The sequence below is a fragment of the Pseudomonas sp. S11P7 genome, from assembly GCF_023195435.1.
GTDB classification, from domain to species: domain Bacteria; phylum Pseudomonadota; class Gammaproteobacteria; order Pseudomonadales; family Pseudomonadaceae; genus Aquipseudomonas; species Aquipseudomonas fluorescens_G.
The window spans coordinates 4,154,043-4,177,038 of the sequence record NZ_JALPKS020000002.1 but is presented as its reverse complement, the minus strand read 5'-3'; the positions used below and the strand labels follow the sequence as shown (position 1 = coordinate 4,177,038).

20 protein-coding genes and 2 pseudogenes are annotated in these 22,996 nt (G+C 61.6%); 11 read left to right on the top strand and 11 right to left on the bottom strand.

All coding sequences use genetic code 11. The features are described 5' to 3' along the window. Positions 1-99 precede the first annotated feature (99 nt). From M0746_RS19205 to M0746_RS19195, 3 genes are all read right to left on the bottom strand, one after another. Positions 100-1,788, bottom strand: a complete 1,689-nt coding sequence (locus tag M0746_RS19205; protein ID WP_258450256.1) for an ATP-dependent DNA ligase — start codon at positions 1,786-1,788, stop codon at positions 100-102. Continuing rightward, positions 1,785-2,819: a ligase-associated DNA damage response exonuclease gene (locus tag M0746_RS19200; RefSeq protein WP_258450255.1), complete on the bottom strand. Its 1,035-nt coding sequence runs from the start codon at positions 2,817-2,819 to the stop codon at positions 1,785-1,787. Before M0746_RS19200 ends, M0746_RS19205 begins: the two co-directional genes overlap by 4 nt. Positions 2,820-3,217: 398 nt before the next feature. Next, positions 3,218-5,668, bottom strand: a complete 2,451-nt coding sequence (locus M0746_RS19195) for a penicillin acylase family protein (protein WP_258450254.1) — start codon at positions 5,666-5,668, stop codon at positions 3,218-3,220. Between the two features lie 197 nt (positions 5,669-5,865). Here M0746_RS19195 and M0746_RS19190 point away from each other — a divergent pair, with 197 nt between their 5' ends. Continuing rightward, positions 5,866-6,423 carry a cysteine hydrolase family protein gene (locus M0746_RS19190; protein ID WP_258450253.1) on the top strand — a complete coding sequence of 186 codons (558 nt, stop codon included), beginning with the start codon at positions 5,866-5,868 and terminating at the stop codon, positions 6,421-6,423. A gap of 957 nt (positions 6,424-7,380) precedes the next feature. Here M0746_RS19190 and M0746_RS19185 read toward each other — a convergent pair. The 4 genes and pseudogenes from M0746_RS19185 to M0746_RS19170 all read right to left on the bottom strand — a co-directional run bounded on the left by M0746_RS19185 (position 7,381) and on the right by M0746_RS19170 (position 9,094). Further along, entirely contained in the window at positions 7,381-7,584 is a 204-nt protein-coding gene (locus tag M0746_RS19185; protein ID WP_034154967.1) for an SEC-C metal-binding domain-containing protein, read from the bottom strand. Next, positions 7,581-8,075, bottom strand: a complete 495-nt coding sequence (locus tag M0746_RS19180; protein ID WP_258450252.1) for an LEA type 2 family protein — start codon at positions 8,073-8,075, stop codon at positions 7,581-7,583. The genes M0746_RS19185 and M0746_RS19180 overlap by 4 nt, the downstream gene beginning before the upstream one ends. 42 nt (positions 8,076-8,117) lie before the next feature. Beyond that, complete coding sequence (locus M0746_RS19175) at positions 8,118-8,594, bottom strand: YchJ family protein (protein WP_258450251.1); 477 nt, start codon at positions 8,592-8,594, stop codon at positions 8,118-8,120. Between the two features lie 4 nt (positions 8,595-8,598). After that, positions 8,599-9,094, bottom strand: a pseudogene (locus M0746_RS19170) (DUF6231 family protein). A 199-nt stretch (positions 9,095-9,293) separates the two neighbouring features. Here M0746_RS19170 and M0746_RS19165 point away from each other — a divergent pair. From M0746_RS19165 to M0746_RS19150, 4 genes are all read left to right on the top strand, one after another. Beyond that, entirely contained in the window at positions 9,294-9,989 is a 696-nt protein-coding gene (locus M0746_RS19165) for an OmpA family protein (RefSeq protein WP_208938454.1), read from the top strand. 90 nt (positions 9,990-10,079) lie between these two features. Then, positions 10,080-10,802: an OmpA family protein gene (locus M0746_RS19160; RefSeq protein ID WP_258450250.1), complete on the top strand. Its 723-nt coding sequence runs from the start codon at positions 10,080-10,082 to the stop codon at positions 10,800-10,802. A 159-nt stretch (positions 10,803-10,961) separates the two neighbouring features. Next, positions 10,962-11,243 (top strand): DUF1145 domain-containing protein, encoded by a 282-nt coding sequence (locus M0746_RS19155; RefSeq protein ID WP_208938452.1) that lies wholly within the window; start codon positions 10,962-10,964, stop codon positions 11,241-11,243. Next, a complete protein-coding gene (locus tag M0746_RS19150) occupies positions 11,236-11,994 on the top strand; it encodes a collagen-like protein (RefSeq protein WP_258450249.1) in 759 nt (252 codons plus the stop codon). The genes M0746_RS19155 and M0746_RS19150 overlap by 8 nt, the downstream gene beginning before the upstream one ends. 42 nt (positions 11,995-12,036) lie before the next feature. Here the strand turns inward: M0746_RS19150 and M0746_RS19145 are convergent, their stop codons facing one another. Then, on the bottom strand, positions 12,037-12,495 hold the full coding sequence (locus M0746_RS19145) for a CopD family protein (RefSeq protein WP_258450248.1): 459 nt from the start codon (positions 12,493-12,495) through the stop codon (positions 12,037-12,039). Between the two features lie 98 nt (positions 12,496-12,593). Here M0746_RS19145 and dinG point away from each other — a divergent pair, with 98 nt between their 5' ends. The 6 genes from dinG (at position 12,594) to M0746_RS19115 (ending at position 21,191) form a co-directional block, all read left to right on the top strand. Then, on the top strand, positions 12,594-14,738 hold the full coding sequence (dinG, locus tag M0746_RS19140) for an ATP-dependent DNA helicase DinG (RefSeq protein ID WP_090282108.1): 2,145 nt from the start codon (positions 12,594-12,596) through the stop codon (positions 14,736-14,738). Positions 14,739-14,833: 95 nt separating this feature from the next. Further along, positions 14,834-17,308: a beta-galactosidase gene (locus M0746_RS19135; protein ID WP_258450247.1), complete on the top strand. Its 2,475-nt coding sequence runs from the start codon at positions 14,834-14,836 to the stop codon at positions 17,306-17,308. 202 nt (positions 17,309-17,510) lie between these two features. Beyond that, complete coding sequence (locus tag M0746_RS19130; RefSeq protein WP_258450246.1) at positions 17,511-18,656, top strand: serine hydrolase domain-containing protein; 1,146 nt, start codon at positions 17,511-17,513, stop codon at positions 18,654-18,656. Between the two features lie 112 nt (positions 18,657-18,768). Further along, a complete protein-coding gene (locus M0746_RS19125; RefSeq protein WP_258450245.1) occupies positions 18,769-19,875 on the top strand; it encodes an OmpA family protein in 1,107 nt (368 codons plus the stop codon). Positions 19,876-19,899: 24 nt separating this feature from the next. Further along, positions 19,900-20,547, top strand: coding sequence for a pyridoxamine 5'-phosphate oxidase (gene pdxH / locus M0746_RS19120; protein ID WP_258450244.1), 648 nt, complete (start codon positions 19,900-19,902; stop codon positions 20,545-20,547). A 179-nt stretch (positions 20,548-20,726) separates the two neighbouring features. Continuing rightward, positions 20,727-21,191: a glycine zipper 2TM domain-containing protein gene (locus M0746_RS19115; protein ID WP_016771369.1), complete on the top strand. Its 465-nt coding sequence runs from the start codon at positions 20,727-20,729 to the stop codon at positions 21,189-21,191. A 59-nt stretch (positions 21,192-21,250) separates the two neighbouring features. On the opposite strand, the gene M0746_RS29550 is transcribed toward M0746_RS19115, so the two are convergent. The 3 genes and pseudogenes from M0746_RS29550 to M0746_RS19105 all read right to left on the bottom strand — a co-directional run bounded on the left by M0746_RS29550 (position 21,251) and on the right by M0746_RS19105 (position 22,918). Next, positions 21,251-21,508 (bottom strand): DUF7683 domain-containing protein, encoded by a 258-nt coding sequence (locus M0746_RS29550; protein ID WP_423815308.1) that lies wholly within the window; start codon positions 21,506-21,508, stop codon positions 21,251-21,253. Then, the gene (locus tag M0746_RS19110; protein WP_258450243.1) at positions 21,505-21,735 is read right to left on the bottom strand and encodes a DUF7683 domain-containing protein; all 231 of its coding nucleotides are present in this window, start codon (positions 21,733-21,735) and stop codon (positions 21,505-21,507) included. The genes M0746_RS29550 and M0746_RS19110 overlap by 4 nt, the downstream gene beginning before the upstream one ends. Beyond that, positions 21,732-22,918: pseudogene (locus M0746_RS19105) on the bottom strand (colicin E3/pyocin S6 family cytotoxin). Before M0746_RS19105 ends, M0746_RS19110 begins: the two are co-directional and overlap by 4 nt. Positions 22,919-22,996: the final 78 nt, after the last annotated feature.

Here is a 22,996-nt window from a genome sequence, read left to right as displayed (position 1 = left end):
GAAGGGACGCAGAGCGTCCCGGGCTGCGTTCCCACGCAGAGCGCGGGAACGATCATTGCGATCATTGCGATCACCGCGATCACCGGGGCGGGGCCAGGATCAGGCCAGCAGATCCTGCAAGGTAGCGAGGCTGTCAGCCTCTTCGACGGTTTTGTCCTTGCGCCAGCGCAGCATGCGCGGGAAGCGCACGGCAATTCCGCTCTTGTGCCGCCGTGACAGGGCGATGCCTTCGAAGCCCAATTCAAATACCAGGCTCGGTTTGACGCTGCTGACCGGGCCGAACTTCTCGACGGTGGTCTTGCGCACGATGCTGTCGACCTGGCGCATTTCCTCGTCGGTAAGCCCCGAATAGGCCTTGGCAAACGGCACCAGCGAACGCTGACTCGACTCCGGCGGGCCGTCCCACACGGCGAAGGTGTAATCGCTGTACAGACTGGCGCGGCGACCATGTCCGCGCTGTGCATAGATCAGCACCGCATCGACACTGAACGGGTCGACTTTCCACTTCCACCACACGCCCATGTCCTTGGTGCGCCCGACGCCATACAACGCATCGCGCGCCTTGAGCATCATGCCCTCGACCCCGAGGCGCCGCGAGGCTTCGCGCTGCTGGGCAAGGTCGGCCCAGTCGCTGCCGGTCAGCACCGGCGACGGCAACAGCACCGGGCTGTTGCAACGGGCGATCACCGCTTCCAGTTGTTCGCGGCGTTTGGCCTGCGGCTGGTTGCGCCAGTCTTCGCCCTGCCATTCCAGCAGGTCGTAGGCGAGCACCACCACCGGCACGTCTTCGAGGATCTTCTTGTCGAGGGTCTTGCGGCCGATGCGTTGTTGCAGCAGGGCGAAGGGCTGCACTGCTGGCGGTGCCATGGACTGCGGATTGAAGGCGTCTTCGGTGCTCGGATGGCTGCTTTTCCAGACGACAATTTCACCGTCGATTACGGTGCCATCCGGTAAACCCTGCACCAGCACGTCGAGTTCGGGAAAACGCTCGGTGACCAGTTCTTCGCCCCGCGACCAAACCCACAAACGGCCGTCACGCTTGACCACCTGTGCACGAATGCCATCCCACTTCCATTCCACCTGCCAGTTGTCGACCGGACCGAGCAGCGCTTCGAACTGGTCAACCGGTTGTGACAGGGCATGCGCGAGGAAAAACGGGTAGGGCTGGCCGCCGCGCTGGGCATGTTCGTCAGCCGACTCAGGGGCGATCAGTTTCAGATAGCTGGCGGCGTTCGGTCGGTTGGACAGGTCGGTGTAGCCGACCAGACGCTGGGCGACGCGTTTGCTGTCGAGCCCGGCCATCGCAGCCAACGCGCGGGTGACCAACAGTTTCGACACGCCGACGCGAAAGCTGCCGGTGATCAGTTTGATGCATAGCATCAGGCTGGCCCGATCGAGTTGCGCCCACAGTGCTGGCAGTTGTCGCGCGAGATAATCCGGCGTTTCTCCGCGCAGCGGCAGCAGTTTGTCTTCAATCCACTCAGCAAGGCCGGCTTCAGAGCTGTGCAGGTTCTCCGGCAACACCAGCGAAATGGTTTCCGCCAGATCGCCGACCGCTTGATAGCTTTCCTCGAACAGCCACGGTTCCAGCCCGGAAACCTCGACCGCCAGCTCTCGCAGGATTTTTACCGGCACCAGTTGCCGGGGCCGGCCGCCGGAAAGAAAGTACACCGCCCACGCCGCATCCTGAGGTTCGGCCTGGGCGAAGTAAGCCTGCATCGCCGCCAGTTTGGCGTTGCTTGAGGTGGTCGCGTCGAGTTCGGCGTACAGCTCGGCAAACGCTTTCATGTCGGCACCTCGGCAAGCGCGGGCTCGCTGGCGCCGCTTTCTTCTTCGTCATCGCCGTACTCGGTGCTGAAGCCTTGCGCATCCAGGCCTTTTTCGCGCAGGTGACGCACCAGTACGCCAATCGAGCCGTGGGTGACCATCACCCGTTCCGCACCGGTCTGTTCGATGGCCCACAGCAGGCCCGGCCAGTCGGCGTGGTCGGAAAGCACGAAGCCGCGATCGACGCCGCGCCGCCGCCGAGTGCCGCGCAAACGCATCCAGCCGCTGGCAAAACCGTCGCTGAATTCGCCGAAACGACGCACCCACGTACTGCCGCCGGCCGAGGGCGGGGCGATGACCAGCGCCTGGCGCATGATCGGGTCGCTTTTCTTTATGTCTCCGGCGTAGAGCGTCGGGGGCAGATACACGCCGGCCTCGCGATAGACCCGGTTCAACGGCTCGACCGCGCCGTGACTGAGGATCGGTCCGAGGCTGGCGTCGATGCCGTGGAGAATTCGTTGAGCCTTGCCGAATGAATAGCAGAGCAACACGCTGGCTTTGCCGGCGGCAATATTGGCCGCCCACCATTGATTGATCTCGGCGAAAATCTGCGCTTGCGGCTGCCAGCGGTAGATCGGCAGGCCGAAGGTCGATTCGGTGATGAACGTGTGGCAGCGCACCGGTTCGAACGGCGCGCAGGTGCCGTCCGGCTCGACCTTGTAATCGCCCGACGCGACCCAGACTTCGCCGCCGTATTCCAGACGTACCTGTGCTGAACCGAGTACGTGGCCGGCCGGGTTAAAACTCAAGGTGACACCGTGATGCGTCAGACGCTGGCCGTAGGGCAGGGTCTGCAGGTTGATGTCTTGCCCCAGCCGTGCGCGCAAAATCCCTTCGCTGGCGCTGCTGGACAGATAGTGCTGGTTGCCGGTTCGTGCATGGTCGCCGTGCGCGTGGGTGATGACCGAACGTTCGACCGGGCGCCACGGATCGATATAGAAATCCCCGGCGGGGCAATAGAGACCTTCAGGTCGGGCGATAACAAGATCCATGTCGTGACCGGAATGGGGGGCTTGTTAGTTATGAGGCGGGCGTGAGGCTGGAAGTTCGATCGGTTTTGGCGCGCTACCCTCACCCCAGCCCTCTACCGGAGGGAGAGGGGGCCGAGCGAAGTGTCTTACGAGGTATATCAACCTGATTCTGATCATTCCCATGCTCTGCGTGGGAATGCAGCCCGGGACGCTCTGCGTCCCCTCCAGAGCCGAACGCGGAGCGTCCGTTGAGGCATTCCCACGCGGAGCGTGGGAACGATCAGTGCCGGTTTCGGCAAAATGAAATCCATGCCGGATTCGGCCTCGCTCGATCAGGTCGGCGAATTACCCAAGCATCCCCCAATCAGTCCCCTCTCCCTTTGGGAGAGGGCTAGGGTGAGGGGCTCTTGATCCGTGCCCTATTTCCCGGGAGTAAGTGTCAATCGGGTCTTGCCATACACCCGGTCAAAGTTCTGCGGCTGCATCGGCAAGCCGATGTATTGCCCTTTGAGCCACGCGTCGATGCCATTGAGGTAATTCGGGCTGAGCGGATTACCCGACTGTCCCGTTCCGTTCTGCCCCATCAGCGGTTCCGCTTGGCCGAAGTCGACGATGAAACGCATCGACGGTGCCCGCGTGGTCGCAAAATCCTGCCCCCAGGCGTACGCCGCCGTATTCAGCGTTGTGTGATCGCCACCCGCCGCCAGCGGCCCGCGCACAGTCTGGCCGTTGGCATTACTCCACTGGTAGCTGTGCAACTTGCCCCACTGCCAGGCGCGGTGATCGCCGCCCAACTGACTGTCGCCCGCACTGATCGCAGCGGCGAGGCTGCGAGCGAGAATCTGCGCCTTGTCTTCTTTTTGCGCAGTGCGCAGGTCATCCCAGAACGGGCTGTCCTCGCGACCGAGCAAATGGTCGGCTTGCGCCGCGTAGGACGTATCCCCGTTGGCGACAAACGCCTTCCACGCCGGGCTCGACTGCGGGCCGAGTTCGTCGAGGAAAATCTGCTTCATGCTTTCCTGCAGGAACAGTTCATACAGCGCCGCATCTGCCGAGGTCGGGCTGAGCTTGCCGTCGAACGCCATCAACCGCGTAAAGGCTTCGCGGGCCTTGCTGCGCTCGGCTTCCGGCAGGGCATCGATCGCCTGCTTCAGCGGTTGTTTCATGCCCGGCGCTTCAAAGACTTTCTTCAGCTTGGCAGCGAAGGTCGTGGTCTGGTCGTATTGCATGGCGATCACGCTGCGGCTGTCGTGTTTGCTGGCGCCAGCCAGTTCCGCCAGGCGCTCGCCGCGCTCCGGCGCCGCCCAGGATTTCGACAACTGCATGCCGTAACCGTCGGGGATCACGCGCTGGTTGGCGGTGCCGAGCCAGCCTTGCGCCGGATCCTGATCGTAGGGGTGCAGCATCGGGTCGGCGTAACCGTCCCAATCGTATCGACCTTCCCAGCCCGGCGACGGCAGCAGGCCTTCGCCTTCACGGCGGTTGGGGAAGCGTCCTGTAACCTGCCAGCCAATGTTGCTTGCATCAGCGAACACCAGATTGGCGGTGATAGCCCGGATTTCGCGGCTGGCGTCGGAAGCACGTTCAACCGTTTGCGCGCGGGTCAGGTCAAAAAACGCGTCCAGGGATTTATCGTCGGTGAAGCTCGGGGTCTGCAAGGCCAGGCCGAAACCGCTGCCTTGCGCGGCCGCTTGAGCGCTGTTGAGCAGCGCGCCGTGACGGGTTTCGTACACCGCTTCACGAATCGGACGCTGACCTTTGACGAAATAGGTTTCGTTGCGCACGCCCAGTGGCTGCCATTTGCCATTGACCTCGTAGGTCAGGCTGCTGCCCTGGCGGCGGATTTTTTCCAGGAACAGGTCCTGATTGTCGCCGAGCACGCTGGTCATGCTCCACGCGACCTTGCCGTTGAAGCCGCCCAGCACCATCGGCAAACCGGCGATGGTCACCCCGGCCGCCTGGTATTTCGGCGCGCGGATCTGCACGAAGCTCCACAGCGACGGCGCCATCAGCGGCCCGTGGGCATCGCTGGCCAGCAGGCTCTTGCCGCTGCGACTGCGTTGCGGGGCGATCGCCCAGTTGTTCGCCGACGTCGCACCGAGCAGGTTCAGCGTCGACAGTTGCTGGCTGGCACTGCTCAGCTCGCTCAGCCCGGGAATCTGCCCGTTGAGCTTGAGTCCTTGCAGCTTGTCGGCCTCGGCCAGCGGCAGGTTTTCGTCCGGCGCGGAGGGCGTCAGCCAGGCAAGTTTGTCGCTGCTGACGGTTTGTGCGAGCAGCAGCGACTGGATTTCTTCCGGCAGGTTGGCCGACTGGCTGAAATTCAGCAGGGCGAAGATCAGCGCCGAATCTTCCGGTTTCCAGTATTCAGGCTTGTAGCCGCTGGCGGCGAGATCGCCCGGCAGCTTGTCGGCATAGCGGAACAGGTAAGCGTTGACGCCCCGCGCATAGACTTCGAAGAAGCGTTTGAGGCGCGGCGACGAGGCCTTGTACAGCTCGCCGGCGCTCTTCTTCAGATTGACTGCCCGCATGTAGCGGTCGGCATCGAGCAACGAGGCCCCGGACATTTCTGCCAGACGGCCCTGCGCCAACAGACGCAGCGTGACCATCTGGTTGATGCGGTCGCTGGCGTGGATATAGCCGAGACTGAACAGCGCGTCGTGAAAGGTGTTGCTCTCGATCAACGGCATGCCCATGGCATTGCGGCGCACCGACACGTTCTGCGCCAGGCCCTTGAGCGGCTGCACGCCGGCGGTCGGTGGCAGGCTGTCTTGCGCGTTCCACGTCTGGCAACCGGACAGGCCCAGGACACCGGCCACTGCTGCGGCAACGCCGAACCGGGGAAAGAAATGTGTGAGGGCTGGCGAGGCCATGGCGAAGCTCCTGGGATACAAAAGGCTGGGGGCGCAATAAAGGCGCTACGTTAGTGAGCAGGCGAGGGCCGCGCAAGCGGGGTGAGCGGTTATTTCTTCAGTGGTGCTGCGGTCAGTCGGAGCGTTTGCAGTTGCCTGAGGCGAAGCGGTGATGGTGAACTGAGGAAAACCGATCAAACCTCGTGAGAAAAATCGCCATGGAGCTCAAGGGCAACGCTGCATTGATCATCATTGATCAACAGAAAGGCATTCTGCATCCGCGTCTCGGGCGCAGAAATAACCCGCAGGCGGAAGAACGGATCCTTGATTTGTTGGCGCTGTGGCGCCGGACCGCACGCCCGGTGATTCATGTACAGCATCTGTCGCACTCGCCGGAATCGGTGTTCTGGCCGGAGCAGGAGGGTGTGGAGTTCCAGCAGCTATTTGTGCCGCAGCAGGGCGAGTGGCTGATCCAGAAGCAAGTGCCGGATGCGTTTTCTGCCACCGGGCTGGAGGCGCGATTGCACGAGGCGGGGATAGGACAATTGGTGATTGTCGGCGTAGCCACTCACAACTCGGTGGAATCAACCGCGCGCACTGCCGGTAATCTCGGGTTCGATGCCTGGGTGGTGGAGGACGCGTGTTTTACGTTCGACAAGGTGGATTATTTCGGCACACCGCGAACGGCTGAGGAGGTGCATGGTATGTCGCTGGGGAATCTGCACGGGGAGTATGCGACGGTGGTCAGCAGTGCCCGGGTTCTGGCGGCTGGCTGAATGTCTCTATTGGAGATGCCGGCGTCATCGCCAGCAGGCTGGCTCCCACAGGGGACCGTGTTCTTCCGGATGGAATGCATTCCAAATGTAGGAGCTTGCCTGCAAGCGATGGCTTTCTTTCAGGCGCAGGTTTTTTTTGGTTGCTGTGTACATATCCGTTGCTTCGGGTGCTGCGGCTGGCGGTTTCGCCTGACGGCGACTCACTTTTTTCAAACGCCCGGAGTGCCGGCCCAGAAAAAAAATAAGCAAAAAACGCTTGCTCCTGCGTTCGGCCCTCGCAAGCTCAGGTCCCTTCGCTCCGGGATCGATCCGGGCGCCGCGGCTACGGTTTGCTTCGCTGCACCTACTTACGCTGTGTCTGGCTGCGCCAGACGGTCGCTGTGCTCCCACGCCCGGATCAATCCCTGCGCTCAGCCTTCCGACGTCGCCGGTGACGCAAGATCAAGATCAAAGGCACTCGAGCTAACGCTCATTGTTGAGTGGGTAGAAGCGGGTGGTTGGCTGTTGATCTGCGGTGTGGCTGCCCCTCACCCCAGCCCTCTCCCCCTGGAGAGGGAGCCGACTTATGGGCCGTTCAAAAATTGCGTCCGACTCGGTATTGCGGGTCGACGTACATCTTCCAATCACCACGGTCAGTTCCCTCTCCCTCGGGGAGAGGGCTAGGGTGAGGGGCTTTTGATTTTCAGGCTCCGAAGCCTTCGACATCGCCGGTGATCGAGATCAACAGCAAACAGCAGGCGAGCTGACACTCGGCCTGAGAAAGGGGCGGTTTTTTTGGGGAGCTTGCCTGCAAGCGATGGCGGTGTAACAGGCGACAACCCTGCTGGATGTGCCGGCCTCATCGCGAGCAGGCTCACTCCAGGGGACCGTGTTCCAGGTGAAGAACGCAGTCAAAGGTGGGAGCGAGCCTGCTCGCGATGGCGGTCTAACGGGCGAAGAAAGGCTTCGCCTGGCGGATCAGGCGCCGTGGCACTTCTTGAATTTCTTGCCGTTGCCGCAAGGGCACGGGTCGTTGCGGCCGACGTCTTTCAGGGCGTTGCGCACCGGTTCCTGGTGGGCGTGGCCGCAGTTCGGGCCGTGCACGTGGCCGTGGTCATGCTCGTGATGATGGTCGTGATCGTGGTTGCAGTCAGGGCCGTGGACATGGGGTTGCTGGGTCATCGGTGTTGCTCCGGAATTAAATCGGCGGGGATTATCACGCCATTGCGCTTCAGGTGCACGTAGTGGGCGATGAATAAACCGGTTTCCATTTCGCCCTCCAAGCGATAGGGAATCTGCTGATCGGTTTTTTTCAGCATTTTCACCACGTCCTTGACCTTCGGCCACAGGTTGGTGCGGATCGGCACCTTGAAATACGCGCTGTGCTTCGGCCTGACGGTAAACCAGTGTTCGTGCTCACCCTCAGCCAGCAGCATGTCGGCCAGATGGATGCGGTATTCCAGACCACGCACGGTCAGCTCGCTATCGTTGGGGTTATCGACGCGAAAATGCAGGATGAATCTCTGTTCGAGCAATTTCGCCCGCACCACTTCGACTTTCACCAGATGCACGGCGGGGTCGACGCTGTCGTCGCTGAACCACGACGCGCAACCGCCGAGGTTCAACACCAGCATCAGAAGCAGCCATCGCAGTGTGTGACGTTGACCGAGCATCGAGCAGAACTCCCTTTGACCCCAGTCTAGTCGCCGGCCCGTCTACGCGCCGAAATACCCCGAGCAGCACTTCTTGAATTTCTGCCCGCTGCCACACAGGCAATGGTCATTGCGCCCCAGCTTCACCGACACGGTCGGGTCGATGAAATACCAGCGTCCGCCGTTCTGTACGAACGATGAACGCTCGCGGTGACTGTGCTCGCCCTGGTCGTCATGCCAGCGCGCGGTGAAGGTGACGAAGGCGTGTTCCGGCTGACCGCCGAAGACTTCCGAGCTTTCGACTTCAAGACCGAGCCAGGTGCTTTGCGCGCTCCAGTTGCTGATCGACTGGCGATCCAGCCCCGGCTGCTGCGCGGGCAGGGTGGTTGCCACCAGATAATCGATCAGCCCCAGCACGTAGGCGCTGTAGCGCGAACGCATCAGCGCTTCGGCGCACGGTGCCGGTTGGCCTTCGTGATAATGGCCGCAGCAGGCTTGCAGCAGATTGCCGCTGCCGCACGGACAAATGGCTGTACTCATTGCATTACCACCAGTATTTCCCGAAGTTTTCCGGATTGGCCCAGAACCGCGAATTGAGCCAGTCGGGGACTTGTTTGTAGTCAAGCAGATCGTAGGTGAACAGGGTCAGCACCTGATCGTCGCGCTGGAAACGTTCACTGGCCTGCAGCGCCAGTGAGTAGAAGTCGGTTTCCTGCCAGCCGCTGGCTGAGGTCCGCCAATACCGCGATGCGGCTGGCGTTGAGGTTACGGATGCCACCCAACAGGTTCAGGCCGTCGCGCTTGGGCAAATGTTCCAGGCAATCGACGATCAGTGCCAGATCAAAGCGCTGCGCCGCCAGTTCGGCGGGCAATGCGCCTGGTGCGGCGTGGGCGACGACGGTGTCCGGATGCGCGTCTTTAAAAGCGCTCAAGGCCGGAAATTCGCTGGCGCCGATCAACAGCAAGCGCGCCGGCGCGTAGCGATCCAGCAAGGCAGCCAACGCCTGTTGCGGCGTGCGGGAAGAAATGGCGACGTTCATCAAGGCTCCTCAATCAGACCGCCAAGACTAGCCTGCCTGCGCGCGGTGGCAAAGCGCTGCGTCGGTGCGCTTGCCCGCCAATCTGGCGAAGCCCTGTGAACACGGTCGCAAACAGCAATGGCCTATTGCTGGCGGAGATTAAAACTCCGGTCTTTACTCCCTGAATCGGTTTTAAGCCGATCCCTCAGGAGAAAACTAGATGAGCATAGTTCGGACAGCATTACCCTTGGTTCTGCTAACCAGTGTGTTGACTGGTTGTGCAGGTTTGCAGAAAACCGACTGGCCGACCTGTGCGGCGGTCGGTGGTGTGGTCGGTGCCGGTCTCGGTGCGACAGAAAGCGCTTCGTGGGCCGGTTACGGTGCGCTGATCGTCGGTGGTACGGCCGCAGCCTATTGCTGGGTGCACGGTGATGGCGACGAGGATGGCGATGGCGTGCCGGACAGTCGCGACAAGTGCCCGGGCACGCCTAAAGGCGTCCAGGTCGACGCTGACGGTTGCCCGCCACCGGCCCCTGCGCCCGTGGTTGAAGAAGCGGTAGTGGTCAAGGAAGAAACCATCGTCATCCGTGATGTGCACTTCCAGTTCGACAAGGCCACGCTGACTGGTCCTGACAAACAGGTACTGGACAAGGTTGCCGACCGCCTGAAACAGGAATCCTCGACTGCGCAACTGACCGTAACCGGTCACACCGACAGCGTGGGCAGCGATGCCTACAACAAGAAACTGTCGGATCGCCGTGCGCATTCGGTGGTGGAGTACCTGATCCAGCAAGGTGTGCCACGCGCCAGCTTCGTCTCGGTCTCCGGCCTTGGTGAAAGCCAGCCAGTGGCGGATAACAAGTCGGCCGATGGTCGCGCGCAGAACCGCCGTACCGAAATCAAAATCGTCCGCTAAGCCCTCTCGCATCCGCGGCTTGTGCAGTCGCGGATGCGGGTCTTTACTCCTGTGTAACCGGTATGGGCCGGTGACACAGGAGCTTTCACCATGACTGTTTTCGCAAGGTCCGTCTTGCCGGTACTGCTGCTCGGCAGCCTGCTCACCGGTTGCGCCACGCACAGCGATGGCACTGCACCCCTCAATCAACGTACATGGCCAATCTGCAGCCTTCTTGGCGGGCTGGTCGGTGGCGGCCTCGGCGCTATCGAAAGTGGCGGTTGGGCCGGTGGCGGCGCAGCGCTGGGGATTTTGACTGGCGGACTGATCTGTTACGCCCAGGACGGCGATGAAGACAGCGACGGCGTATTCGACCGCCGCGACCGCTGCCCGGATACCCCGGAAAACACCGAGGTCGATCATCGCGGTTGCCCGCTGCCGGTGTACCCCGCGGCGACCAAAGCGCCGGAGCCGGCGCCGCAAACTGAAGTCATCACCCTCAGCGATGCTGGCGACGTGCTGTTCGATTTCGACAAGTCTGACCTGACCCCCGCCGCGACGGCGCAGCTCGATACGCTGATGGACAAGTTGCGCAACGCCGATGTGGTCAGCATCAAGGTCATCGGTCACACCGACAGCAAGGGATCGGATGCGTATAACCAGGCCTTGTCGGAACGCCGGGCCAGCAGCGTTGCGTCCTATCTGCTCAGTCAGGGCCTGGCGCCAGGCAAACTGACCAGCGAAGGCCGTGGCGAAAGCGAGCCGGTGGCGGATAACGCCACAGACGAAGGGCGCGCGCAGAACCGTCGTGTGGAACTGCACATCAATCGCTAGGGCGCCGCTGCAGGGCGCAGGCTAGAGCTGCCGGGCGATCGTTATCGCTCCGGCAGCCATTTAGCGGCATGGCGAAGTTTTTTCATTTGACCCTCTGGCTTATCCCCCGTAGAAGCCGGTACTGTGCGCGCAAAGAATAATTCGCAACACGGGGGGCGTATGAAAGTGTTCTGGTGGCTGGGGCGGTTGTTGACCCTGCTGTTCTGCTGCGTGGTGCTGGCCAATCAACTGGTGCCGTTCGTTCATCCGCTGCACCTGCTGGTCAATCTGGCCGGTGGTCTGTTGTTGCTGATCCACGTACTCGAAGTGCTGCTGTGCAACCGCAGCCTCAAAGGTCGCCCGCATCCCTGGCGTGATCGTGGCCGCATTCTCTTGTTCGGCATCTTCCACCTGCAAACCATCCCGGCCCCGGCCGCTCCGGAGGCTTCTTCCCATGCGTAAACTCTGCCTGCTCGCTGCATTCATCAGTCCTTTGGCCTGCGCCCAGGTGGTCAGCGTCGAAGCCAACTCGCTGATGCGTTTGCCCAACACTGCCAGCACCTTGCAGCTGGAGAAGCTTGAAGTAGCCGATTACGGCACCTTGCTGATCCCGTCGAACGTGACCGAATTGAACGTCGGTGAATTGCGTTTGGGCCATGAAGCGCGCATCGCGATCGTCCCGGCCGAACAGGCGCTGGAAATGAAAGTGGCGCGCGCTGACCTCAGCGAAGGCAGCCAGATCACCGCGCGCGGGGCACCGGGCACTTATGAAAAGGCTGCCCGTGCCGGACGCAATCTGAATCTGCAATTCAAGGCGCTGAACGCGCCGCAGCTGTTGGTCGACGCCCGTGGCGGCACTGGCGCGCCGGGGTTTGTCGGGCTCGACGGCGGTAATGGTGAAGATCCGGGTTGCACCTATGGCGCGGCCGGGCATGGTTCCGATGGCAGCAACGGTACCGATGGCCAGCCGGGCGCACCGGGAGCGCTGGTGCGCCTTGAGGTACCGCGTGAATTTCCGGCCGAGCTGATCAAGGTCAACGTGGCGGGTGGTGCCGGCGGGCCGGCAGGAATTGGCGGCAAGGCGGGCAAGGGCGGCAAGTCCAAGGGCTGCCTGGTATATCGCGCCGATGGCGGCAAGAACGGCAAGGCCGGCGCGGATGGACAGCCTGGGCCGGTGGGGGCGGCGGGGGCTGTGACTGTGCAGCGCCTTTAACGGCCAACCCTCAGATTGTTCCCACGCAGAGCGTGGGAACAATCAAGGCCGTGCCGCCGCAACCGCCACCAGCACCAACCCGACCAGCAGATTAATCCCCACCACCCGACGAATCCGCCCCAGCACTGCCGCACCCGCCGGCCAGTCCTTCGCTTCTACCGCCTTACGCAGTTCAGGCAGCATCAGCCCCTGAATGCGGATGAACAGCGCGGTCATCACCACGTACAAACCGATCATCACCTGCACATACTTCGGCGCGGTCTCGAACCCGACCTGCTGCAGATGCAACATGCCTACGCCAGAAATCGGCAGGAGGATCACCGCCACCCAGACCCAACGGAAAAAACCTTGAAACACTTCCACCCACAGGGTCAGTCGGGCGGGCCCGTCCAGAGCCTTCACAGCCGCAGGGCGCAAGACCATCCAGGCGAAAAACATGCCGCCGACCCACACCAGCGCGGCGAGGACATGCAGGGGATAAACGAGGCTAAAAGGTGTCATTCGGGCACTCCGTTCTGCGCAGAATCGATTAGGCAGGTATGATAGCCGGCGAACCAAACTACTGAAAATTTATCCAGCGTTTCCGCGCCCGACACTCAATGATCAGCACTGAACTCAAAACCACGATCCAGGGCGCCTATTCGCGTTTTCTAGAGGCCAAGAGCCTCAAGCCGCGTTACGGTCAGCGCTTGATGATCGCCGAAATCGCGAAGGTGCTCGGTGATATCGACACCGATGACGAAGGCCGGCGCAGTGGCGACCCCGCCATTGTCGCGGTGGAAGCCGGCACCGGTACCGGCAAGACGGTGGCCTACAGCCTCGCCGCGATCCCGACCGCCAAACTGGCCGGCAAGCGTCTGGTGATCGCCACCGCGACCGTGGCCCTGCAGGAGCAGATCGTCTACAAGGATTTGCCCGACCTGATGCGCAACAGCGGGCTGAATTTCAGCTTTGCGCTGGCCAAGGGGCGTGGCCGTTACATGTGCCTGTCCAAGCTCGACATGCTGCTGCAGGAAGGTCACGCGCAAACCGCTACCGCGCAGCTGTTTGAAGAAGAAGGCTTCAAGATCGAGGTCGACGAGGCCAGTCAGAAGCTGTTCACCAGCATGATCGAAAAGCTCGCTGGCAATAAGTGGGACGGCGACCGCGACAGTTGGCCGAATGCGCTGGAAGACGCCGACTGGGCGCGCCTGACCACTGATCACAGCCAGTGCACCAACCGGCATTGCCCGAACTTCGGCCAATGCGCGTTCTACAAGGCGCGCGAAGGCATGGGCAAGGTCGACGTGATCGTCACCAACCACGACATGGTCCTGGCCGATCTGGCGTTGGGCGGCGGCGCGGTGCTGCCGGATCCGCGCGACACCATCTACGTGTTCGACGAAGGCCACCACCTGCCGGACAAGGCGATCGGCCATTTCGCCCATTACACGCGCCTGCGTTCCACTGCCGACTGGCTGGAAACCACTGCCAAGAACCTCACCAAGCTGCTGGCTCAGCACCCGTTGCCGGGCGATCTGGGCAAGCTGATCGAGCAGGTGCCGGAGCTGGCGCGCGAGATCAAGGCACAGCAGCAATTCATGTTCAGCGCCTGCGAACAGGTGGCCGATTTCAAACCCGGTGAAGACGTCGAGGGCCGCGAGCGCCCGCGTCATCGCTTTGTCGGCGGGGTGATTCCCGAGCACATGCGCGAAATGGGCATCGAGCTGAAGAAGGGCTTTTCGCGGCTCAATGATCTGTTCCAGCGCTTGACCGATCTGCTCAAGGAAGGCATGGATGGTGAGGTCAACATCGGCATCGCCAGCAATCAGGCCGAAGAATGGTATCCGCTGTTCGGCAGCCTGTTGTCCCGTGCCTCGGGCAACTGGGAATTGTGGACCGCGTTCACCGCCGAAGACCCGGAAGACAGCCCACCGATGGCGCGCTGGCTGACTCTGGCCGAAAGCGGCTCGCTGTTCGACATCGAGGTCAACGCCAGCCCGATCCTCGCGGCAGAAACCCTGCGCCGCAGCCTGTGGAACGTGGCCTACGGCTGTCTGGTGACTTCCGCCACGCTGACGGCGCTGGGCACTTTCGACCGTTTCCGCATGCGCGCCGGCCTGCCGAAAAAAGCTGTTACCGCGGTGGTGCCGAGCCCGTTTCATCACGCCGATGCCGGGGTGTTGCGCGTGCCCGACCTGAAGGCCGACCCGCGTGATGCGGCGGCGCACACGGCGGCGATCATTCGCGAATTGCCGGATCTGGTCGAAGGCTCGCGCGGCACGCTGGTGCTGTTTTCTTCGCGCAAACAGATGCAGGACGTGTTCGATGGCCTCGACCGCGACTGGCGCAAGCAAGTGTTCATTCAAGGCAACCTGTCGAAACAGGAAACCCTGAACAAGCACAAGGCGCGGGTTGATGGCGGCGATTCCAGCGTGTTGTTCGGCCTCGCCAGTTTTGCCGAGGGCGTCGACTTGCCGGGCGCTTATTGCGAGCACGTAGTGATCGCGAAGATCCCGTTCTCGGTGCCGGATGACCCGGTCGAGGCCGCGCTGTCGGAATGGATCGAAGCCCGCGGCGGCAATCCGTTCATGGAAATCTCGGTGCCGGACGCTTCGCTGAAACTGGTCCAGGCCTGCGGGCGTCTGCTGCGTACCGAAGAAGACCGCGGCACCATCACCTTGCTTGATCGGCGCCTGGTTACCCAGCGCTACGGCAAGGCGATCCTCAACGCACTGCCGCCGTTCCGCCGCGAAATATCCTGAGACACCGGTGGGCGGTTTCGCCCACCGTGTTGTCTATCTCTCTGCCACCGCTTTTCCACTGGCCTTGATGGGTCGTTAGGGAGAACTCCGTTCTTATGATTCGCCGTTCGTTGCCCGCTGTATTCGCCCTGATCTTCGCTGCGCCGTTGTGCGCAGCGCCTGCCGGTCAACAGACCCTGTTCAATTTCGTGCGCCCGGCCGACGTGGTCAAGGTTGTCACCGAAAATGCCGATCTGCCGCAAGCCAACGCCGAGCAGACCGCAGAGGGCGAGGTGCTGCGCCGTGTGACCTTCAATCCCGTGGCCCGCCCGACCCTGCGCTTGACGCCGCAGACCGGCGCATGGGACTGGTCGCAGTCCGGCATGATGACCCTGCGGCTGCAGAGCGCAATGGATTGGGCCGTGACGGTTTACGTGCAGATTCAGAGCAACGATGGCAAAACCCTGGTCAGCCGCGTCGATCTGCCGGCCGGGCCGGCGCAGACCCTGCTGGTGCCTTTGGTCGCCACCACGCCATTGAGCCAGGGCATGAAGGCCGGGCCGGCGATGCCGATGACCGTCGAGGGTCAACGCATCCTGCTGGCCAGCAGCAGTGGCGTCATCGACCGCAGTCAGGTGGTCTCGGTCAGTCTGTCGCTGGATCAGCCGAAAGTTGCCCAGAGTCTGCTGCTCGAACGTTTCGGCGTGCAGAGCGACGACGGGGTCACCCAGGCCGTGTATGGCAATCTGGTCGATGCTTACGGGCAATCGACGCGTGGCAAGTGGCCGGAAAAAATCGCCGACGAGCAGCAACTGAAATCCGCCGCCGCCAGGGAACAGCAACAACTGAAAACCTGGCTGGTCGAGCGCCAGAAGTCTTCGCTGGACAAGTTCGGTGGCTGGAAGCAGGGCCCGGCGTTCAAGGCCAGCGGTTTCTTTCACACTGAAAAACGCGACGGCCGCTGGTATCTGGTGACCCCTGAAGGGCATCCGTTCTACTCCCTCGGCGTTAACACCGTCAGCCCCGACGTCAATCGCACCTACGTGAGCGGTCGCGAATATATGTTCGAAGCGCTGCCCAAGCCGAACGAACCGTTGGCCAGTCATTTTGGGGAGGGCGACAATCGCGGTGGCAATGGAGTCGATCAGGGCCGAGGCTACGCCAATGGTCGCTGGTATGACTTCTACGCCGCCAACCTGCAACGGCTGTACGGCGCGCCATGCAAGGCGGACAGCGAAGGCAAGTCCGGCGTGGCAGAGGCAGCCAAATCCGAAGCCGCCGAAACGTCCGCCGAGAAAACCACCGCGCCTGGCGCCGAGGCTGTCGTCGAGCCGAAATCCGGAGTGGCCGAAGCTGCGCAGACAGACGCGGCGCAAATCGTCCATGCCGAAACCGTCGCGCCGTGCCAAGCGAATATCGACGAGCAGCAATGGGCCACGCGCACCCTTGATCGTCTGCAAGCCTGGGGCTTCAACACCATCGGCAACTGGAGCGCACCGGCGCTCGCCGATGCCGAGCGCGTGCCGTACACCTTGCCGCTGTCGATTGTCGGCGACTACACCAGCATCAGTACCGGCAGCGACTGGTGGGGCGGCATGCCTGACCCGTTCGATCCGCGTTTTGCCATGGCTACCGAGCGCGCTGTGGCGATTGCCGCCCGTGATCATCGCGACGATCCGTGGCTGATCGGCTATTACGCGGACAACGAACTGGCCTGGGCTGGTCCCGGCGACGATCCCCAATCGCGTTACGCGCTGGCATACGGCACGCTGAAAATGACCACCGACGTACCGGCCAAACGCGCTTTCCTCAAGCAGTTGCGCGACAAGTACCGCAATCAGGCCGGGCTGTCGAAGGCTTGGGGTATCGATTTGCCGGCGTGGGAATTGATGGAAGACCCGGGCTTCGTGCCGCCGCTGCCGAACCCGGAACACCCGGAAATCGAGGCCGACTTCAAATACTTCCAAAAGGTTTTCGCCGACACGTACTTCAAGACCATTTCCGACTCGCTGAAATGGCACGCGCCTAACCAGATGCTGCTCGGCGGGCGCTTCGCTGTGAGCACGCCGGAAGCGGTGGCGTCCTGTGCGCAGTATTGCGATGTGCTGAGCTTCAACATGTACACACTCACACCGCAGGACGGTCATGACTTCGCCGCCCTTGCGTCACTGGACAAGCCGGTGCTGATCACCGAGTTCAATTTCGGCTCGACCGATCGCGGCCCACTCTGGGGTGGGGTGACGCAGGTAGCGCGAGAAGAAGATCGCGGCCCGGCCTATGCCAACTTCCTCAAACAGGCGCTGAACGAGCCGTCGATTGTGGGCGTGCACTGGTTCCAGTATCTGGACCAACCGGTAACCGGGCGTTTGCTGGATGGCGAGAACGGCCACTTCGGTCTGGTCGGGGTCACTGATCTGCCATATCAGGGTTTTGTCGAAACCGTGCGCAAGAGTAATTTGCAGGCGCTGGAGCAACTGGGTAAAGAGGTGCAGAAAGCCCCGGCTCACGAGACTGAGGGCGGGCGCAAAGGGGAGGCGGGTAAGGCGGCTGGGGCCGGACATGCGGGTGGGCATTCTGCCAATGGTCACTGAGTTCTGAGACACCGCGTTATCGTTCTTCGCGAGCAGGCTCGCTCCCACACAGGATTTCGGTAACAGCTGATATCCCCTGTGGGCGCGAGCCGCCTCGACAAAATTTCCAGAACAACCGTCTGGCCCGCGCCTGTTCCCAAATCCCTCAAGGGCTGGAACAATGCGGGCCACTTTGTAGAGCGTTTTCGCGGGGGAGTTGCGGGTGCAGATTCAGGGTCATTACGAGCTTCAATTCGAAGCGGTGCGCGAAGCATTTGCCGCACTGTTCGACGATCCCCAGGAACGCGGCGCAGCCCTGTGCATTCAGGTTGGTGGACAAACCGTCGTCGACCTCTGGTCCGGTACTGCCGACAAGGACGGCGCCGAAGCCTGGCACAGCGACACCATCGCCAACCTGTTCTCCTGCACCAAGACGTTTACTGCGGTCACCGCGCTGCAACTGGTGGCCGAAGGCAAATTGCAACTCGATGTACCGGTCGCCCGCTATTGGCCGGAATTTGCCGCCGCCGGTAAAGAGTCGGTAACCCTGCGCCAACTGCTCTGCCATCAGGCCGGCCTGCCGGCGTTGCGCGAACTGCTCGCTCCCGAAGCCTTGTACGAATGGCAAACCATGGTCGATGCCCTTGCGGCCGAAGCTCCGTGGTGGACGCCGGGCACCGGTCACGGTTATGCCGCGATCACTTACGGTTGGCTGGTTGGCGAATTGCTGCGCCGCGCTGACGGCCGTGGGCCGGGTGAATCCATCGTCGCTCGTGTGGCCAAGCCATTGGGGCTGGATTTCCATGTCGGTCTGGCCGATGAAGAGTTTCATCGCGTGGCGCACATCGCCCGCGGAAAGGGTAACCCCGGCGATGCCGCGGCCCAGCGTTTGCTGCAAGTGACCATGCGCGAACCGACGGCCATGACCACCCGTGCCTTCACCAATCCGCCGTCGGTGCTGACCAGCACCAACAAACCGGAATGGCGACGCATGCAGCAACCAGCGGCGAACGGCCATGGCAATGCGCGCAGTCTGGCCGGGTTTTATGCTGGTCTGCTCGACGGCAGCCTGCTCGAAAGCGACATGCTCCAGGAGCTGACCCGTGAGCACAGCCTCGGCGACGACAAGACGTTGCTGACCCGCACGCGTTTCGGTCTCGGCTGCATGCTCGACCAACCCGACGTGCCCAACGCCACCTACGGCCTCGGCCCGCGCGCGTTCGGCCATCCGGGAGCGGGCGGTTCCATCGGTTTCGCTGATCCTGAGCATGATGTTGCGTTCGGTTTCGTGACAAATACCCTTGGGCCCTATGTTTTGATGGACCCGCGCGCGCAAAAGCTTGCGCGGGTGCTTGCCACTTGTCTGTAAAGCGGTAACAGAGGTTCCAGGGGCGGAACCTCAAAAGGATTTTCGATTCAAAACGGCTGTTTATCCGGGCGAAAGTGCTCTGATTTTTCATTACTTCATTTGTGGATTTTCAATGTCATCTAAAAAGACTCTCGCCCTGGCCCTGTGTGTAGCGATCACCGGTTGCGCACAGACCCCGAAAAACGATGCGGACGGCGGCAGCTGGTGGCCGTTCGGTTCTTCCGACACATTGGCAGCCAAGGAGCCTGCTCCGGCCCCGGCCCCGTTGAAACCTGCCGCGACTGCACCGGTCGCCAAGGCCGAGAGCAGCAATCCGTGGTACTGGCCGTTCGGTTCCAGCGATGAAGCGACCAAAGCGGACCTGAAGGCTGAAGTTGCTCCAGAAGTGAAAAAACCGGTCGCTGTCGCCAAGGCTGACGCCGAGTCCAATGGCAAATGGTGGTGGCCGTTCGGCGGCAAGGACCAGCCGACTGCCAAAGCGGTGCCGATGCCTGATCCCAAAGTGACTCAGGCCTGGCTCGACGACTACGAACCGCGCCTGCGCGAAGCGGTCAAGGACAGCAACCTGCAACTCGAGCGCCGCGACAACGTGCTGGTCGTCACCGCGCCAGTAGAGGGCTCGTTCAACCCGGACCGCCCGGCGATGCTGCTGCCGGTTACCCTGGGCCCATTCACTCGCGTAGCGAAAATTCTCGAAGCTGATCCGAAGACTGCCGTGCTGGTGCTCGGTCACAGCGACACCAGTGGTGCTGCGCCGGCCAACATCAAGCTCAGTCAGGAACGTGCACAATCGGTGGCGGCGATCTTCCGCCTCAGCGGTCTGCAGCGTGATCGCCTGATGCTGCGTGGCATGGGCTCGGAAGCGCCGCGTGCGGCCAACGACAGCGTTGAAGGCCGCGCCTTGAACCGTCGCGTCGAATTGCTGGTGACCCCGCAAAACACCATGGTTGCGCTGTTGAGCAAATACAACATGCCAGCGCCGAAGCCGGTGACCATGGTCGCGGCGCAAGACGTCAAGCCAGTGGCCAAACCGGCGACTCCGGCGCCTGCCGCGAAGAAACCTGCCGCCCCGGCGACGAAAAAGGCTCCGGCCAAGAAAGCCGCTGCCAAGGCCCCTGCGAAAAAGGCGCCGGCCAAAACGCCGGCTAAAAAGACTGTGCCAGCCAAAGCCGCCACGACCGACAAGAAAGTCGCCGCGACCGACGCCACCAAAAAGTGATCCGCTAACCAAAAGGAATGCGCCATGACCCAGGCTCTGGCAGATATGCGTCGTGATTACACCCGCGATGGCTTGACCGAGGCGCAAGCCCCGGCCGAGCCGTTCGCCCTGTTTCACCAGTGGTTCGCCGATGCGGTGAACACCGAGCAAGCCCCGGTCGAGGCCAACGCCATGACCTTGGCCACGGTCGATGCCGACGGGCGTCCGCACTGCCGCATTCTGCTGCTCAAGGGCCTGGACGAGCACGGCTTTACCTTCTTCACCAATTACGACAGCGCCAAGGGCCAACAACTAGCGGCTAATCCATGCGCCGCCATGACGTTCTTCTGGCCAACTTTGGAGCGTCAGGTGCGCATCGAAGGGCGGGTGGTCAAGGTTACGCCGCAGGAGTCCGACGCGTATTACCAGGTGCGCCCGTTGGGTAGCCGTCTCGGGGCTTGGGCTTCACCGCAGAGCCGGGTGATCAACGGCCGCGGTGAACTGGAAGATTTGCTCAAGGCCACCGAGCAGCGTTTCTCCGACAGCCAACCCGACTGCCCGGCACACTGGGGCGGGTATCGCTTGCTGCCCGAGCGCATCGAGTTCTGGCAGGGCCGGCCGAGCCGTCTGCACGATCGCCTCAACTACCGTGCGCAGGGCGCCGCCTGGATTCTTGAACGACTGGCACCCTGAGCAGTCTACCGAGCGAGATAGCGGCCGGCGGCGCAGGATCGCTGATTTGGCGCTACTGTAAGTGGACGTTCGCCGCCATCTGTACCTGGCCTGAATGGAAGCCAATTTATCCGGCAGGTGTCGTGACAGGCGCCAAGCCACGGAGTTTAATGAACACATGTTCTTTTGGAGTTGATGCTATGCGTAAGTCTGTTCTGCTGGTTGCTTCCTTTTCCACCATGGCAATGTTGCTGACCGGCTGCCAGTCGAGCCTGACCGGTGACTCCTACTCCCGTGACGAAGCACGTCGCGTGCAGACCATTCGCATGGGCACCATCGAATCCCTGCGTCCGGTGAAAATCGAAGGCACCAAGACCCCGATCGGCGGCGCGGCGGGCGCAGTGGTCGGCGGTGTCGGCGGCAGCGCCATCGGCGGCGGCAAGGGCAGCATCGTCGCTGCGGTTATCGGTGCAGTGGCGGGCGGCCTGCTCGGCTCTGCCACCGAAGAAGGCCTGACCCGTACACAAGGCGTGGAAATCACCGTCCGTGAAGACGACGGCAGCATGCGCGCCTACGTGCAGCAGGTTCAGGAGAATGAAGTATTCCGCGTCGGCGAGCGGGTACGGATTTCCACCGTTGGCGGGACCAGCCGCGTTTCGCACTAAGCGGGATGCAGGTAAAGAAAACCCCGATCAGGTGACTGGTCGGGGTTTTTTTGGAATTTCTACTCGCTTCCATGACAGCCGAGTTGAAAATCGTAAGCCGAATCGTACAAAGCTCGACCTATCAAAGCTTCCAGTTGCTTTATTTGATCTTGGTCGAGGTCATAACAATAGATTTCGTCTTCTGGGTTGGTCCACCCCATGATTGCTCTTAGCCGCTCAATGTTGCCATGCGGAACTGGTACCTCGAAAACCAGTTGAGCGGTGTGTTTATCAAATGCCTCGACGGTATGATTCAGTTTGCAGGAGCCATAAATCATTCGACGCAAACCAGTTGAACTATGTGATTTACGTTCAGTAGTTTCTGTCCGGTCCATTTCTCAAGGGTTGTGATTTGTTCTTCAGTCAGATCATTGCCGTCAAATTCATCCTCAGGCTTCTGCCAGTTCATCAACTCCTTCAATGCTTTTTTGTGACGTGCCTCGATTTCGACCGTTCGGAGTAAGCTCTCAGTCTTTCGGTCAAAAACCTCTACTACGTGTTTCATTTTTCTACCCTCCTTGTTGAATCGGCCGGTTTTGTTTGTTCCCCCGTTTGCGGGTCGTATTCTCCAAGATGTTTTCCTTGCTTGGTGTACATCTCAACCTTGCCATGCTGAGAATCCCATTCGTAAATTTTTCCCGATGAATCTTTCCAGCGTCTGCGCTTTTTTCCTCCACCGCGAACAGAGGTTTTCAAAGGCGCTGGTTTTACATCCGGGAAGGCCGGCAGCGAAACCGGAGCGGGGTGGTAAGAGAAATCTCCAGGAACATTCAGGACGATATAAACCGGCTTGACGCCAGAGCTCGCCGGAAAAACCAGAATAAAATCCCGATACTCCGGCGGATAGGCCGGGCTCACCAATATCCCGTCCGCCGCTTTCGTCGGCGGATACACCCAGATATGCGGTGCCTGCGGTGCAGCTTCTAGCGCTGGGGTGCCGAGGATGTCAGAGCCATCCACAGCCGGCGTCCACAGCAGTTCGATGCCACCCCCAGATCCGCAACGAACCGGTCACCGCGCGCAGTGAACTGCACGACATCAACCATTTCCCAATCGCGGTTCTTGCCGGTGTAGAAACCGTAACCCTTGAGTGTGCCATCGGCCTGTTGTTCGACACGCAGGCGCACGCGAGTCCGGGCTTGTTTGAGCGTGCTCAGTTGCTCATCGGTATACAGCGCGCTGTCACCCAGATTTGATGGCATCAGCAGCGCAACCAACCCGAGCAAAGGTGCGACCGCCGCGCTGGATACCAGCGCTGGCAGCGCTTCGAAAGCCGAGCCGGCCAGCGCAAGGCTGCCAAACCCGACGGGGAGGGTGTTGGCGCTGATTTTCTTTAGGGGGACGCCACCGCTTTCATCCGCCTCGCGAGCGCCGAGCAGGATCAGCTCGCCGTAATCCTTCAGGCTGTCGGTCGGCACCATGCCGGAAGGGTTGGCGTAGTCGATGATTGCGTCCGGCAATTTGCAGGACTTGGCAAATACGCAGCCAGCACGTACGGCTTCAGGTTTTGTCGCGGCCACTTCACGGCTGCGCTCAAACGCCTCTTGCCGGGCCAGCATCGCGTCGTAGGCGTTTTGTCGCGCTTCGCGCTCGGCCAGTTCAGTGGCCGTCATATACCACCAGGTAACATGATGCCCGTCGCCCGCCGGTGGGTTTTGCACCCGCGGAATGTCCTTGTCACGCGCCACAGATCGTCCCTTCGTTCATCATCGACAGCCCCTCGAAAGGGGCTGCGCGACGTTAGCGAAACAGGAAAATTATGGCTG

Excerpts from the sequence above, each read along its gene's own strand:
- pdxH (WP_258450244.1), top strand. The coding sequence starts at position 19,900 with ATGACCCAGGCTCTGGCAGATATGCGTCGTGATTACACCCGCGATGGC.
- M0746_RS19125 (WP_258450245.1), top strand. The coding sequence starts at position 18,769 with ATGTCATCTAAAAAGACTCTCGCCCTGGCCCTGTGTGTAGCGATCACC.
- M0746_RS19155 (WP_208938452.1), top strand. The coding sequence starts at position 10,962 with ATGAAAGTGTTCTGGTGGCTGGGGCGGTTGTTGACCCTGCTGTTCTGC.
- M0746_RS19175 (WP_258450251.1), bottom strand. The coding sequence starts at position 8,594 with ATGAGTACAGCCATTTGTCCGTGCGGCAGCGGCAATCTGCTGCAAGCC.
- M0746_RS19200 (WP_258450255.1), bottom strand. The coding sequence starts at position 2,819 with ATGGATCTTGTTATCGCCCGACCTGAAGGTCTCTATTGCCCCGCCGGG.
- dinG (WP_090282108.1), top strand. The coding sequence starts at position 12,594 with ATGATCAGCACTGAACTCAAAACCACGATCCAGGGCGCCTATTCGCGT.
- M0746_RS19195 (WP_258450254.1), bottom strand. The coding sequence starts at position 5,668 with ATGGCCTCGCCAGCCCTCACACATTTCTTTCCCCGGTTCGGCGTTGCC.
- M0746_RS29550 (WP_423815308.1), bottom strand. The coding sequence starts at position 21,508 with ATGATTTATGGCTCCTGCAAACTGAATCATACCGTCGAGGCATTTGAT.
- M0746_RS19185 (WP_034154967.1), bottom strand. The coding sequence starts at position 7,584 with ATGACCCAGCAACCCCATGTCCACGGCCCTGACTGCAACCACGATCAC.
- M0746_RS19145 (WP_258450248.1), bottom strand. The coding sequence starts at position 12,495 with ATGACACCTTTTAGCCTCGTTTATCCCCTGCATGTCCTCGCCGCGCTG.
- M0746_RS19165 (WP_208938454.1), top strand. The coding sequence starts at position 9,294 with ATGAGCATAGTTCGGACAGCATTACCCTTGGTTCTGCTAACCAGTGTG.
- M0746_RS19150 (WP_258450249.1), top strand. The coding sequence starts at position 11,236 with ATGCGTAAACTCTGCCTGCTCGCTGCATTCATCAGTCCTTTGGCCTGC.
- M0746_RS19180 (WP_258450252.1), bottom strand. The coding sequence starts at position 8,075 with ATGCTCGGTCAACGTCACACACTGCGATGGCTGCTTCTGATGCTGGTG.
- M0746_RS19190 (WP_258450253.1), top strand. The coding sequence starts at position 5,866 with ATGGAGCTCAAGGGCAACGCTGCATTGATCATCATTGATCAACAGAAA.
- M0746_RS19160 (WP_258450250.1), top strand. The coding sequence starts at position 10,080 with ATGACTGTTTTCGCAAGGTCCGTCTTGCCGGTACTGCTGCTCGGCAGC.
- M0746_RS19110 (WP_258450243.1), bottom strand. The coding sequence starts at position 21,735 with ATGAAACACGTAGTAGAGGTTTTTGACCGAAAGACTGAGAGCTTACTC.
- M0746_RS19115 (WP_016771369.1), top strand. The coding sequence starts at position 20,727 with ATGCGTAAGTCTGTTCTGCTGGTTGCTTCCTTTTCCACCATGGCAATG.
- M0746_RS19205 (WP_258450256.1), bottom strand. The coding sequence starts at position 1,788 with ATGAAAGCGTTTGCCGAGCTGTACGCCGAACTCGACGCGACCACCTCA.
- M0746_RS19135 (WP_258450247.1), top strand. The coding sequence starts at position 14,834 with ATGATTCGCCGTTCGTTGCCCGCTGTATTCGCCCTGATCTTCGCTGCG.